12 protein-coding genes are annotated in these 12,973 nt (G+C 64.2%); 2 read left to right on the top strand and 10 right to left on the bottom strand.

The window, feature by feature from the left end:
- Window position 1: 1 nt before the first annotated feature.
- The 3 genes from pcaH to pobA all read right to left on the bottom strand — a co-directional run bounded on the left by pcaH (window position 2) and on the right by pobA (window position 2,349).
- Window positions 2–739 (bottom strand): protocatechuate 3,4-dioxygenase subunit beta, encoded by a 738-nt coding sequence (gene pcaH, locus ACP15R_RS15295; RefSeq protein WP_424987319.1) that lies wholly within the window; start codon window positions 737–739, stop codon window positions 2–4.
- Entirely contained in the window at window positions 736–1,116 is a 381-nt protein-coding gene (gene pcaC, locus ACP15R_RS15290) for a 4-carboxymuconolactone decarboxylase (RefSeq protein WP_424987318.1), read from the bottom strand. Before pcaC ends, pcaH begins: the two co-directional genes overlap by 4 nt.
- 63 nt (window positions 1,117–1,179) lie before the next feature.
- Window positions 1,180–2,349 carry a 4-hydroxybenzoate 3-monooxygenase gene (gene pobA / locus ACP15R_RS15285; protein WP_424987317.1) on the bottom strand — a complete coding sequence of 390 codons (1,170 nt, stop codon included), beginning with the start codon at window positions 2,347–2,349 and terminating at the stop codon, window positions 1,180–1,182.
- A gap of 83 nt (window positions 2,350–2,432) precedes the next feature.
- Between pobA and pcaQ the strand changes: the two genes are divergently transcribed.
- Window positions 2,433–3,362: a pca operon transcription factor PcaQ gene (pcaQ, locus tag ACP15R_RS15280; RefSeq protein ID WP_424987316.1), complete on the top strand. Its 930-nt coding sequence runs from the start codon at window positions 2,433–2,435 to the stop codon at window positions 3,360–3,362.
- Here the strand turns inward: pcaQ and ACP15R_RS15275 are convergent, their stop codons facing one another.
- The 4 genes from ACP15R_RS15275 to ACP15R_RS15260 all read right to left on the bottom strand — a co-directional run bounded on the left by ACP15R_RS15275 (window position 3,363) and on the right by ACP15R_RS15260 (window position 8,604).
- Window positions 3,363–4,430 (bottom strand): 3-carboxy-cis,cis-muconate cycloisomerase, encoded by a 1,068-nt coding sequence (locus ACP15R_RS15275; RefSeq protein ID WP_424987315.1) that lies wholly within the window; start codon window positions 4,428–4,430, stop codon window positions 3,363–3,365. It abuts the gene before it with no gap.
- A gap of 54 nt (window positions 4,431–4,484) precedes the next feature.
- A complete protein-coding gene (locus ACP15R_RS15270; protein ID WP_424987314.1) occupies window positions 4,485–5,513 on the bottom strand; it encodes an ACP S-malonyltransferase in 1,029 nt (342 codons plus the stop codon).
- Window positions 5,510–7,696: a thiamine pyrophosphate-dependent enzyme gene (locus ACP15R_RS15265; RefSeq protein ID WP_424987313.1), complete on the bottom strand. Its 2,187-nt coding sequence runs from the start codon at window positions 7,694–7,696 to the stop codon at window positions 5,510–5,512. The genes ACP15R_RS15270 and ACP15R_RS15265 overlap by 4 nt, the downstream gene beginning before the upstream one ends.
- 224 nt (window positions 7,697–7,920) lie before the next feature.
- Window positions 7,921–8,604, bottom strand: a complete 684-nt coding sequence (locus ACP15R_RS15260; RefSeq protein WP_424987311.1) for a Crp/Fnr family transcriptional regulator — start codon at window positions 8,602–8,604, stop codon at window positions 7,921–7,923.
- Window positions 8,605–8,762: 158 nt separating this feature from the next.
- Here ACP15R_RS15260 and ACP15R_RS15255 point away from each other — a divergent pair, with 158 nt between their 5' ends.
- On the top strand, window positions 8,763–10,274 hold the full coding sequence (locus ACP15R_RS15255) for a DUF1254 domain-containing protein (protein WP_424987310.1): 1,512 nt from the start codon (window positions 8,763–8,765) through the stop codon (window positions 10,272–10,274).
- A gap of 49 nt (window positions 10,275–10,323) precedes the next feature.
- On the opposite strand, the gene ACP15R_RS15250 is transcribed toward ACP15R_RS15255, so the two are convergent.
- The 3 genes from ACP15R_RS15250 to bhcR form a co-directional block, all read right to left on the bottom strand.
- Entirely contained in the window at window positions 10,324–11,253 is a 930-nt protein-coding gene (locus tag ACP15R_RS15250) for a DMT family transporter (protein ID WP_424987309.1), read from the bottom strand.
- A gap of 1 nt (window position 11,254) precedes the next feature.
- The gene (locus tag ACP15R_RS15245) at window positions 11,255–11,845 is read right to left on the bottom strand and encodes a TetR/AcrR family transcriptional regulator (protein ID WP_424987307.1); all 591 of its coding nucleotides are present in this window, start codon (window positions 11,843–11,845) and stop codon (window positions 11,255–11,257) included.
- A 134-nt stretch (window positions 11,846–11,979) separates the two neighbouring features.
- Window positions 11,980–12,798, bottom strand: coding sequence for an HTH-type transcriptional regulator BhcR (gene bhcR, locus ACP15R_RS15240; protein WP_424987306.1), 819 nt, complete (start codon window positions 12,796–12,798; stop codon window positions 11,980–11,982).
- Window positions 12,799–12,973: the final 175 nt, after the last annotated feature.

The following is a 12,973-nucleotide window of genomic DNA, read 5'->3' as shown; positions in this document are numbered from 1 at the left end:
GTCAAAGGCCCTCCTTGCGGTTCTCGAAAAAGCTCTGGCGGCGGCCGCGCAGCACGATGTCGAACTTGTAGGCGCGGCTGTCCATCGGCGTGGTGCGATGCATGTCGAGCAACGCGGTCAGCGCATCCACCGCCTCTTGCGACTTCAAGCCGCCGACAATCGGGCAGAGCTTGATATGCGGATCACCCTCGAAATACATCTGGGTAATCAGTCGTTGCGCAAATCCATGGCCGAAAATCGAGAAATGGATATGCGCCGGACGCCAGTCATTCATGCCGTTCGGCCACGGATAGGGGCCGGGCTGAATGGTGCGGAATTCATACGACCCGTCCTCGGCGGTGATCGTGCGCCCGCAGCCGCCGAAATTCGGATCAAGCGCCGCCTGGTAGCTTTCCTTCTTGTGGCGATATCGCCCGCCCGCATTGGCCTGCCAGAATTCCACCAGCGCACCGGGCACGCCGCGCCCCATTTCATCCAGAACGCGGCCATGCACGATGACCCGCGGGCCGATGGCGCTTTCGCCCGGCTTGGCGAAATTGTGGATCAGGTCGTTGTCCAACTCGCCGAGCATGTTGTGGCCAAAGACCGGGGATGTTTCCTCGCTCAGGCTTGTCGGAAAGGACAGCAACGCCGCCTGCGGGCTGCGCTTGACGCTGGTTTTGTAGCGCGGCGTCAGGGCGTCCGGCTGCCAGGTCCGGTCGCGCGGGACAAATCCGCCGGTTTGCTTGATCAGGCTCATAGGTCGACCCCCAGTTCGCTGAATGTTTGCTTGGCCAGCTTGATCGCGTGGTTGGCCTTGGGCACCCCGGCATAGACCGCCACGTGCAGGAACGCCTGCACGATTTCGTCCGGGGTGGCCCCGGTATTGCGGCTCGCGCGGATATGCATCGGGATTTCCTCGAAATTTCCGGTTGCCGCCAACAACGCCAGCGTCAACAGCGACCGGTCGCGCCGCGAGATCGTGTCATCCGCCCAAAGGGTGCCCCAGGCCCCTTCGGTGATCATCGTCTGGAACGGCATGTCAAACGCGGTCTTGGCGGCTTCGGCGCGATCCACATGGGCATCGCCCAGAACCTCGCGGCGCACCGTCATGCCGGTTTCAAATCGGTCTTGCATAGGCTTCATTCCCTGTCATTCTAATCGAAACGGCCCGGCCGGGGCCAACCCTCTTTGGTACCCTCAATAGGGCAAACCGACATAGTTCTCGGCCATCGCCTTTTGTGCCGCCGTGTTCGAGCGCAGGAATTCGAGATCGGCGATCTGCATCTTGAGATCAAACGCCGCCTGGTCCGGATAGCGGTGCAGCAGGGAAGAGAACCACCATGAGAACCGCTCGGCCTTCCAGACGCGGGCAAGCGCCTTTTGCGAATAGCCATCGATCCCGGTCTCGGAGCCATTCTCGTAATAGTCGCGCAGGGCGTTGTAGAGATAATGCACGTCCGAGGCCGCGGTATTCAGCCCCTTGGCCCCGGTAGGCGGCACGATATGCGCGGCATCACCGCAGAGAAACAACCGCCCCCATCGCATCGGTTCGGTCACGAAGGACCGCAGCGGCGCAATGGATTTTTCAATCGACGGCCCGGTCACGAGCTGGTCGGCCTGTGCCTTGGGAATACGGCGCTTCAGCTCTTCCCAGAATGCCTCGTCCGTCCAGTCGGCTGGGCTGTCGCTCAGCGAACACTGGATATAATAGCGGCTGAGATTCTCGTTGCGCATCGAACACAGCGCGAAACCGCGCTCGGAATTCGCATAGATCAACTCGTGATTGACCGGCGGCGTCTCGCTCAGCACGCCCAGCCAGCCGAACGGGTAGATCTTTTCATATTCCCGCCGCACGCTCAGCGGAATCGCCTGCCGGCTGACCCCGTGAAACCCGTCACAACCGGCGATGAAATCGCACTCGATCCTGCGCGCCTCGCCCCCGACGGTGTACAATACATGGGGCTGGTCGGTGTCGGCATCGCGGATCTCGACATCCTCGACTTCGAACTCGATCTTGCCCCCCGCCTTTTCGCGCGCGTCATACAGGTCGCGGGTCACTTCGGTCTGCCCGTAGATCAGCACCGGCGTGCCCGTATGCTCGGCGAAATCGATGCGGAACATCTCGTCCCCGTATGAGATCAGCGCGCCGTCATGCGAATACCCCTCGGCATGCATCCGCTCGGCACAGCCGGCCTCTTCCATGAGCCGGACAAGCCCCTGCTCGAGCACCCCGGCCCGGATGCGGCCAAGCACGTAATCCCTGGTCTTGCGCTCAAGGATCACGCTGTCGATGCCGCGCACATGCAGCAGTTGTGACAGCAAAAGCCCCGCAGGCCCGCCGCCAATGATCGCTACTTGGGTTTTCATGATCCCCTCCAATCCAGTTGCACCCAGATTACTTCAGCTTATCATGCATGAAAAATGACAAATCGCACCGGTTACTTGCCAAAATGGAACATAACAAATATCGCCAGATCAAGATGCGGCACCTGTCCGCCTTTGTCGAAACCGTGCGTTGTGGCAGCCTCAAGGCCGCGTCCGAGCGCATTTTCCTGACCCAGCCCGCGATTTCCAAGACCCTGAAAGATCTTGAAACCATCCTTGGCGTATCGCTGCTGCACCGGGATCGCGGCGGCATCGAACTCACCCGCGAGGGGGCGGTGTTTCGCCAGTTCGCGGAACAATGTCTTGCGGCGCTCGGTCATGGGCTGGCCAGTCTTGACGCGCTGAGGTCGGGCGCGGCGACGCCGCTACGGATCGGGGCGCTGCCCAGTGTTGCCGCCGACCTGTTGCCCGACGTGATCCAGCGGTTTGCCGAGCTTTCACCCCCTACCCCCGTCACCGTCGAAGATGGCCGCATCGGCGGGCTGCTCGAGCGGTTGCGCTCGGGCGATCTCGACCTTGTGGTCGGACGGATGCCACGGCCCGAGATACTGGCGGGGTTGTCCTTTACCCAGCTTTACGCGGAACAGGTCGTTTTCGCGGTTGCGCCCGATCACCCGCTGGCAGGGGTCTCGCGGCTTGATGCGCTGTCCGGGTGCCGCATCCTCTATCCACCAAAGGGGGCCGCCATCCGCCCGCTTGTCGACCGGTACCTGATCGCGCAGGGCGTTGCCGAATGGTCCAATCGCATCGAAACCGTATCCGGAGCCTTTGGCCGCGCGATGACGCTGGGCCCGGCACGGGCGGTCTGGATCATCAGCCAGGGTGTCGTGGCGCGGGACATCGCCGCGGGCCGCATGGTGGCGCTGCCCATCGACACCAGCGCGATGGCCGGACCCGTGGGGCTCCTGTCCCGCGCCGAAGAAGACCCCACCCCGCCGGTCCGCCTGTTCCGGCAGGCCATTCTGGAAGCGACCCGCGAGGCGGCGGCGCGGTAATCAGCGATCTTGCACCGCACCGATATGGCGGATCTGGCCCAACAGGTGATCCGCATTGCCGAGCGCCGCCCCGGTCAGTTCGAACATCGCCGGCAAGGTCATCCACTCCACCGCCCAGGCCGCACCGGACCGTTCCTGTTCGTGGATCATCGCCTGTGTCAACATCCCCTGGTGGCCACCGACAACCCGGGCGAGCGCGACGAGCACCTCTGCCCGCACCGGGTTCTGTTTGTGCGGCATGGCGGATGACCCGCCCGCGCCGTCCAGCTGAACCTCGTCGATCCCCTGTTGCGCCATCAGCGCGATATCCTGACCGATCTTGCCCAATGTCCCGCAGGTCGCGGCCAGCCAGTGGCCGGTATCAAGCATCACCGTGCGATCGCTGTGCCACACCGGCGTGAGCCGCAGGCCCAGCACATCCGCCACCCGTTCGGCAACGGCGCGGGCACATCCGGCAGGTGCGTTGCGCAGCCCGACCGCGCCGCCCACCTGCACCACGCCGATATCGTCCACCAGCCGGTCCAGGCGGTCGCGATGCACCCGCAGCGGGGTGCGCCAGTCCTCGATCCGGTCACGCGCGGTGATCGGCAGCGCCGACTGCATCCGCGTGCGTCCCGAGACCGGATTGCCGGAAAACCGCGCGTCCAGATCATCGAGCCGGTGCAGGAGGGCGTCACAACGGACCCTGAAGATCGCGAACACCTCGCGCGCGGTCAGGATCGTGGCGGTGTCGATGACATCCTGGCTCGTGGCACCGGCGTGAATGGCAGCGCGCGCTTCTTCGGGCAGACCGGCCTTCAACTGGCGCACAAGCGCCGGCAAGGGCAAACCATCCACATCCGACGCCTGTTCCAGGGCTGCGAAATCCGGCTTGAACCGGTCGATCGCGGCCAGCGCGCGATCCGCGAGATCGGCGGGAACCGCCCCGGCATCCCGCAGGGCGCGGGTCCAGGCGGTTTCAAAGTCTATCATCCGGGCACAGAACCGGTCGGCAGAAAACTCTGCGGCGACCTCGCGGTCCTGAAACAGCGTGCCCCATAGTTGCGTTCGGGTGAAGGCATTGGTCATGTCGCCAGACCTACGGCCCTTTTGCGCCGAGAACAAGCGGGCCGGTATCCACCATCAGGTCACCAGGCCGCGCTGCTCCTCCATCCCCATGGAAACCAGCATCGGTTGCCGTTCCTGCAGCGATTTGAACGAGTCCCGTGCGGTCAACCCGCGCCAGTTCGCCCCGATCAGCGATTGCGCCACCGCGCCGCCCATGGTGGTGCCCGGCCCGGTCACGATGAACAGGTCCGGCGCGAACTCGCGGGCGGCAACGGTGATGGCGCGGCTAAAGTCATAGGGTTCGGTCACCTGGTGCCCCAGCGTATAGTCATGGAGCGCCTCGCGGCGCGTCGCCCCCGGCCACCAGATCGCCCCGCGCCCGTCGATCATCGGCAGGTCGGGCTGGGCAAACAGGTGGGGCGGCAACTGCGTCCGGCCCCGCGCGGCCACCGGGGCCTGCAAGGCGCTGTGAAACGCCGCATGATTGGCCAGACGCATGGGAAACCGCCCCTGCACCCGCGCGACCCCGGCTTCGAACGCCGCCAGCCCGGCCTCGTTGCCCGCCAACACGAGCATCCCGCCAAGATCGATGGACAGCGACAGGGTGTGCCCCTCGCGCGTGGCGATGTCCGCCACCTGTGCCAGCAATTCCCGGCGCCGCTCGGGCTGTGGCCGCCAATCCTCATCGACACAGGGATAGATCACCTGCCCGCCGATCAGGGCCTGCTGCATCAGTGTTCCCATCGTATTGGCAACCCGAAACCCGTCCTGCCAGCTCAGCGCCCCGGCGCAGGCCAGCGCCGAATACCAGCCCATCGAATTTCCGGTCACGGCGACGATCTCGATCCGGTGGCGCGCGATCGTGCGGAAATCCCCGATGGTCGCCGCGTAGATCAGCGCCGATGCGTTGTCACCGCGACCATGTTTCGATTGCGAGAAACGCGGCGCACCGTCGAGCGCCGACAGCGTGTCCTGCCCGACCTGTTGGCGGATCGCATCAAATTCCGCCCGCAAATCCGGGTCGCCGGCATGGCGTCCGAGATAGCCAAGTTCGGCGGCGTTATAGGTGCCGCGCCCCGGACAGATCACAACCGCCGTCGTCATGGCTTGCCCACCAGATCACGGGCCGCCCGCAGGATCGACCCGGCGGAGGGCATGGTCGCCGCATAGGCCGGGCCGGTTGCAATAAAGCTGTCTTCGGCGGTCAGCCGCGCCAGCCGGGCCGTGGAGGTTTCGTGAAGATGCGCCATCAGCCCCTCTGCCACGCCGCCGGAATGGCGGGTTTCGTCAACCACGAGAATGGCGTCACATCCCCGGACCGCCGCATCGAGGCTGGTGATCGGCAGCGGCGACAGCCAGCGCAGGTCGATGATCCGCGCCCTGATCCCCGCCGCCGCGATATCGGGCAGGGCCTGGTTGGCGAGATAGGTGCCGTTGCCGAATGTGACGATGGCCAGATCGCGCCCCGTACCCGCGACCCCCACCTCGCCAAGCGCGATACGTTCATCCGGGGCGGGATAGACGCGCATCCACGCACCATCCTCGTCCGTGCGCAGATCACGCATCGGATAGAGCGCGATGGGTTCGAGAAACACCACCAGCCGCTGTTCCTCGCGCGCCAGCCGCACCGATTCGCGCAACATCCGGACCGCATCCGCCCCGTTGGACGGAACCGCGAGGATCAGCCCCGGAATGTCGCGCAGCACCGCGAGCGAATTGTCATTGTGAAAATGCCCGCCAAACCCCTTTTGATAGCCAAGCCCGGCAATCCGCAGCACCATCGGATTGCTGTATTGCCCGCGCGAAAAGAATGGCAATGTCGCCGCCTCGCCGCGCAGCTGGTCTTCGGCATTGTGCAGGTAGGCGAGGAACTGGATCTCGGGCATCGGGATAAAACCGTTCTGCGCCATGCCGATCGCCAGCCCGAGAATCGATTGCTCGTCCAGCAGGGTGTCGATCATCCGGTCGGGGCCAAAACGGTCATGCAGTTTCTGGGTAACGCCATAGACGCCGCCCTTGCGCCCCACATCCTCGCCCATCATGACGATCTCGCGGTGTTCCAGCATAAGGTCGGTCAGCGCCCAGTTGATCAGCCGCGACATGGGTTGCGGATCGCCCATCGCCCGCATGTCCGACCCAAACACGTCCGAGCGCATCGCCGCGTCGGGGCCATTGCTTGGCCGGCAGGCCCGCGCGGGGGGGATCAGGCTGGCCATCACATCGCCCGCGGTTTCCAGATGCGGGCGCGTGACCACCTCGGCGGCGACCCGCTCAACCCGCGCCAGGCTGTTGCGATAGATGTCCAGCGCACGGTCGGGTGGCATCGCGCCGGATTGCGTCAGCAAACGCACGGAATGCAGCAGCGGATCATTGGCCTCGTCCGCCTCGACCTCGGCCCTGGGCAGGTAAGTGGTCGCCACATCGGCACCCGCATGACCATAGAGCCGCACCGTCCGCATATGCAGAAAGGCCGGTTTCCGACAGCGCCGCACATATTCCGCCGCCGCCATGGCGGTGGCATAGGTGTCATAGATATCGAGCCCGTCGCAGGTGAAATACCGCAGACCGGGCCGCTGCGAGAACGTCGCGCCGATCCAGCCGCGCGGCGTCTTGGTGGATATGCCGATACCGTTATCCTCGCAGCAGAACAGCAATGGCAGCGGTACCGATTGATAAGACGTCCATTGCGCGGTGTTGAACGCCCCCTGCGCGGTCGAGTGATTGGCCGAGGCATCGCCAAAGCTGCAAAAGATGATCGCGTCATCCGGCAGGCTGGCATGTTCCGGGCGATGACGCCGCGCGGCCCCGATGGAATAGGCCGCGCCGACCGCCTTGGGCAGGTGGCTGGCAATCGTCGAGGTCTGGGGCGGGATGTTCAGCGCACGCGACCCCAGCACCTTGTGCCGCCCCCCGGATATCGGGTCTTCGGATGAGCAGGCAAAGCTCAGCAGCATGTCCCAGGTGGTCGATTGCCCCGGCACCTCTTCGCCGCGCTGGATCTGAAACGCCGCGTCGCGATAATGCAGAAACGCCATGTCGCTGACCCGCAGCGCGGCGGCAACCGCCGCCATGCCCTCGTGCCCGGACGAACCGATGGTGTAAAACCCCTGGCGGCGCGCCTGCATCCCCCGGCTGGTAAGGTCAAGCGCCCGGCTCAGACAGCCCGAGCGATAGATCGACACCGCGCGCGCCGCCTCCAGCGGCCCGGCCGGGTCCGCCCCCGCGGGCAGATCGTTATCGGCGACCCGGCGCAGGAAATTCTCGTGCACGATGGCGGAACGATCCATGAATCAGCTTTCTCTCGTCAGATGCCGGCGGCGCAGGGTCGGGCCTCGGGCATGATTTGCACCGCGATTGGTTGGCGATTTCCACGCGCCGGTCAATCCTTGTCTTCCGCCCCCTCCGAACGCGGCGCAACGCCGCAAGCCTATCAGCTTGGGCTTGCGTCAAAAATCAACAAATTCTCAAAGGCACTGGAGAAAAACTCACATCTCCGCCGGGGACGGTGGCCTTAGGCACCGGCACTGCCTTTGAGGACATCGATGTCGAGGATACGAACGCAGCTGCGGCGGCAGGTGATGGCCCCCGCCGCTTCGAGGTCTCGCAGGATGGGGCCAACCGGGTTGCGTGACATGCCCGCCAGTTCGGCGAGCTCGGCCTGCGACGCGGGAATGTCGATCGGCCCCGGCAGATGCGGAGCCGGCCGGGCCAGGCGCAGCAACGTGCCGATCACGCGGTCGCGGGGGTCGCTTGTCAGGGCACAGCCCGCCAGTTGCAGCGCGCTGTCCATATGGGAAACCGTCAACAGGCCAAGATAGCGCCAGACCAGCGGATCGCGCCGGGCCAGTTCGGTGATGGCCGCCGCCGCCACCACGATCACCACCGACGGGGCGCGCGCGTTCACTTCGACGCGGGTTTGCGTGCGGCTGACCATCGACGCTTCGCCAACCCACCAGCCGGGGCGCGCGATGTGCAACAGGCGTGGCGGAGCCGGCCCCAGGGCCGCAACCACCCCGAGGCTGCCGGTGGCCAGCCCGTAAAGACACCCGGGGGGATCATCCTGCCGATACAGCGCCGCGCCCATTGCCCGTTCGCGCAGCTCGGCACGCGCCAACAGCGCCTCGCGAAAGGCGGCGGGCTGCTCGGCCAGCCAGCCGGTGTGCCGAACCGCTCTCAGAACTTGGTTTTTCTTCACCGGCGAAATCCACGTTTTGCACAATTTTGGGCAAAACTATCAAACAGTCCGGCCTATAACGCCACCAGGATCTTTTTTGCACCCTCCGCGCGCATCGACTGTGGCCTACACAATCTTTGCGTGCAACAAAATGACATGCGAACAAGGAGACGATTGTCATGACGATTACGCGCCGGGGGCTGCATCGCCTCGCATTGGGATCGGCGGCCCTGCTCGGGCTGGGAACCACACCCGGAGCCGTGCGGGCACAGGCCGTGCGGTCTTCGGGGCCGTTGACAAACCGCGACTTTGAACCGCTTGGCGGCCAGCCCCCGCAGAGCGCGCGGCGCTCGGTCGAGGATTTCGATTACCAGATCAAGTACCAGCGCGCCTTCGAAGCTGCGCTCTGGGCGATGCCGGCGCTGGCGATCTATCGCTTCCGGGCCGCCGCGCTCGAGGATCTGGGCCTGCGCGACAATGACATCATCGCCTATTCCGGTGTTGCGACGGCCAAGCTCGAAGCCACCACGGCCAATGCCTCGACCCCGTATATCACCGCCTTTACCGACTTGCAGAACGGCCCCACGGTGCTCGAAGTGCCCCCCGCCGGTGAAGATGGCAGCCTGTATGGCCAGGTCGTGGATGCCTGGCAATATACCATCGCCGATGTCGGCCCCTCGGGGCTGGACGAAGGCAAGGGCGGCAAATACCTGTTCACCCCGCCGGGCTATGACGGCGACATCCCCGAAGGCTATCTGCATGTGCCTTCGCCCAATTACCGTGTGGCCTTTGCCTTCCGGTCGGTGCGCGGCCCGGGCATGACCGAGGCGGATGCCTATGCCTATGCCCAACGCCTACGCATGTATGCCCTGTCCGAGACCGACAATCCGCCGGAGCAGGTGTTCTTCGATCCCATCGACACCCGCTATCCGACCATGCCGCTCTGGGGTTTGCCGCATTTCGAAAACCTGCACGCCATCGTGACGGTCGAGCCGATCAAGCCCGAGGACAAGATGATCATGGGGATGCTGGCGACGCTGGGCATTCGGCATGGCGAGCCGTTCTCACCCGATCCCGTGGCCGAACGCGCGATGACCCAGGCGAGCTATGATGTCTGGTTCTACATGCAGGAATGGTACGACAATTATCCCAAGGACAAGCTGTACTGGCCTGACCGCCACTATATCTCGTTGCTTCAGGCCGATGACAACAACACCTTTACCTGGACCTATGACGACCGCGTGGACACAATCGAACGCGCGGCCGAATATTTCTGGTGTACCTACATGCCCAAGGTGTTGTCGGACAATCCGGCGACCCAGTACATGATGGCCATGGCCGACAGCAGCGGCGCACCGCTCAAGGCCGGTGCAACCTATCGCCTGCAGGTGCCCGCCGAGATGCCGGTTGATCAGTTCTGGGCGCTGACCGTCTATGACCGTGCGACCATGGGCTTTATCTATACCGGCCAAGATCGCACCACGCTATCCTCCTATGACCTTGACCAGATGGTTCACAACGACGATGGCGGGGTCACGATCTGGGTCGGCCCGACCGCGCCCGAAGGCATGGAAGCCAACTGGATCCCCACTGCCGGCAAGCGCCCGCTGCCCGCCATGCGGCTCTATGGCCCCACCTCGGAGTTCAACGACAAGAGCTTCAAGATGGCGGATTTCGAGCGGGTCGACTGAACACCGCGCCCGGTCTGCGGGTGCCCCGACCGGGCATCCGCAGACCGGCTCAGACCAGCCCCCGCCCTGTCGCCCTGGATGTCAACCGGATCGGAATCGGCACCGTGATGATCACGAGGCACCCAACGACCATCGCCACCCCGACCCAGCCAAGACCCGGCAAACGCTCTCCGACGACGATCACCGCCAGCATCGCGGCAACAACCGGTTCCAGCAGGGTGATGACCGTGGCCATGCTGGCCGTGACGCGAGCAAGCCCGTAGCCAAAGCAGAGATAGCCAAGGAACATCGGCACGCTGGCCATATAGACCCCCACGGCGGCGTTCGTCCAGGACGCGAGGAACGGCCCGCCCGTCACCAACAGCACCGGCAACAGGAACAGCCCGCCCAGGCCAAAGGTCGCCCCCATCGCGACAGACGACCGCGTGCCGCCCAGCATCATCTTGCGCGCGGTCCAGGAATACAACGCATAGGTCAGCCCGCCAATCAGCCCCAGCAACACCCCCAGCGGCACCGAGTCTCCGCCGATCACCTCACCATGGGATAGGTTCTCGGCGACACAGATCAGCACCATGCCGACCAGCCCGACCAGAGCGCCGATCGCCCAGCGCACTGACAGCCCGGCCCGATCCAGCAGGAATTCGATCACCGCCGACAGCAATGGTGCCGACCCGATGGTGATCACCGTGCCGACCGTCACGCCGGCCAGCCGCATCGCGCCGTAAAACGCCAGCGGATAGATCGCCACCGCGAGCGCACCGGACAGCAACAGCAGCCGCTGATCCCAAAGCGCCTTGCGCGAGCGGACAATGCCCGGTGCCGCCACCAGCGCCTGGGCGATACCACCGACTCCCATCGCCGCCGCGCCGATGGCCGCCGCGCTGACATCGGGCGCAAAGCTCGCCGCCGTTCCGGTCGTGCCCCAGACAATCGCCGAAAACAGGATCGCCGCTACCCCCCAACCATATCCCGGTGCCATGTCAGTGCCCTTTGAGCATGTCGCAGGCCATGGCGCGCGCCGCGCGAACCCGATCACTGTTGCCCTCAAGCCCCGCCCGCGCCATTGCCCCTTCAAGCAGGAAGGCGATATGCGCGCCAAGGGTCGCCGCCCGAGCGGGATCATCCGGGAACAGCTCGGCAAGATGCCCGCGCAGGATCGATTCGACCTGCTCCTTGTGGCGGCGCACCGCGTCCCGGCCAATATCGCCCGCCTCAAGCTCTGCCGCCGCGTTCAGCAACCCACAGCCGCGAAACCCGCGCTCATAGGCAAACTCGGCATGATCCTGATAGGCGTCGAACACCGCGAGCACTCTCTCGACCGCCCCCTCGGCCGACGCGGCCCGGTTGTCGTACAGCGCGAGCCACTCCGCATGGCGGGCTTCCAGATAGGTGTTCACCAAATCCGCCTTGGACGCGAAGTTGTTGTACAGGCTCTTCTTGGCAACCCCGGCCCGCGCGACGATAGTATCAATCCCCGTGCCGCTGATGCCATGATTGTAAAACAACTCCATCGCCGCTTGTAACAGACGATCCCGCGCGCTTGCTTTTGCCCTGGTGCTTGATTTGATCATTGCGATGCCCAAAAATAGGTAGACCGGTATACCTATAATTAACAGCCACAAGATTGCAACCGGTTTTCGCATTGCGCCATCACGCCCGCGCCACGCGCGGGACGGGTTGTCAATTTTCAAAGAAGGCGCGGGGGCTAATCGGTTTCCGGTGCGCCAAGACCGCGCGAAATTGTCTCTGCCGCGTTACGGACCAATTCACCGATCTCGGCAATCCGCCCGGTTTCCATCCGGTGCGTCGGGCCGGACACCGAGATCCCGGCCACAGCTTCGCCGTAGAGATTGATGATCGGGGCCGCGACACAGCGCATGCCGCCGGTGCGTTCTTCATCGTCAAAGGAATAGCCCTGCGCCCGGATCCGCGCCAATTCAGCCCGCAGCTGATCAGGCGTGGTGATGGTGTTGTCTGTGAAGCGGTCCTGCCGGCAGGTCCTGAAATAGCGCGCCAGTTGCTCATCGCCATGCCGGGACAACAACGCCTTGCCGATCCCCGACGCGTGCATCGGCGACAGGGTGCCGGGCGGGAAAAAGGCACGTATGGATTCATTGGTTTCGACCTGTGACACGAACATGACCTCGCCATGCCGTTCGATCCCGAGATTCGACGTCTCGCCGGTGACCTGCATCAATTCATGCATGACCGGCCGGCTGCGCTCGGCAACGCTGCTGCGACGCAAGAAAGCGGAGCCAAGCCGAAACGCCGTCGGCCCGATATGCCAGGCCTGCGCTGCCGGGTCCATCTCAACATAGCCGCGCGCCTCCAATGTGCTCAGCACCCGGTAGATCGTCGCCGGGGATTGATCGAGTTCGGTCGCAATCTCGGTCAGGGTCAGCCCCCCGGAGGCGGTCAGCCTGTCAAGCACTTCAAGGGCGCGATCCAGTGACTGAATCGTGGTTTGCGCCGCCTTTCCGGAAAAGGATTTCGGGCGGCCGCGCTTGCGGGGATTCTCTTTCATCATGCCTGCTCCGCGGATTCGGGACACAGGATTCAATTTGCTATGAAAATCCATTCCGCACAATGAAAAACACAACATGTTGTTTACAAACCACAATATCAATATTCATGATTCTGAAAAATATTTTCAAAAAAATTTTCAACCTGCGCAACTTGGGCTAATCTGCGGGCAACCG

It is taken from the genome of Microbulbifer sp. S227A (assembly GCF_049800935.1).
This window is presented reverse-complemented; position numbering and strand designations above follow the sequence as displayed.

Bases quoted from the DNA above. Each gene is read 5' to 3' on its own strand.
- pcaH (WP_424987319.1), bottom strand. From the start codon at position 739: ATGAGCCTGATCAAGCAAACCGGCGGATTTGTCCCGCGCGACCGGACC.
- pcaC (WP_424987318.1), bottom strand. From the start codon at position 1,116: ATGCAAGACCGATTTGAAACCGGCATGACGGTGCGCCGCGAGGTTCTG.
- pobA (WP_424987317.1), bottom strand. From the start codon at position 2,349: ATGAAAACCCAAGTAGCGATCATTGGCGGCGGGCCTGCGGGGCTTTTG.
- pcaQ (WP_424987316.1), top strand. From the start codon at position 2,433: ATGGAACATAACAAATATCGCCAGATCAAGATGCGGCACCTGTCCGCC.
- ACP15R_RS15275 (WP_424987315.1), bottom strand. From the start codon at position 4,430: ATGACCAATGCCTTCACCCGAACGCAACTATGGGGCACGCTGTTTCAG.
- ACP15R_RS15270 (WP_424987314.1), bottom strand. From the start codon at position 5,513: ATGACGACGGCGGTTGTGATCTGTCCGGGGCGCGGCACCTATAACGCC.
- ACP15R_RS15265 (WP_424987313.1), bottom strand. From the start codon at position 7,696: ATGGATCGTTCCGCCATCGTGCACGAGAATTTCCTGCGCCGGGTCGCC.
- ACP15R_RS15255 (WP_424987310.1), top strand. From the start codon at position 8,763: ATGACGATTACGCGCCGGGGGCTGCATCGCCTCGCATTGGGATCGGCG.
- ACP15R_RS15250 (WP_424987309.1), bottom strand. From the start codon at position 11,253: ATGGCACCGGGATATGGTTGGGGGGTAGCGGCGATCCTGTTTTCGGCG.
- ACP15R_RS15245 (WP_424987307.1), bottom strand. From the start codon at position 11,845: ATGATCAAATCAAGCACCAGGGCAAAAGCAAGCGCGCGGGATCGTCTG.
- bhcR (WP_424987306.1), bottom strand. From the start codon at position 12,798: ATGAAAGAGAATCCCCGCAAGCGCGGCCGCCCGAAATCCTTTTCCGGA.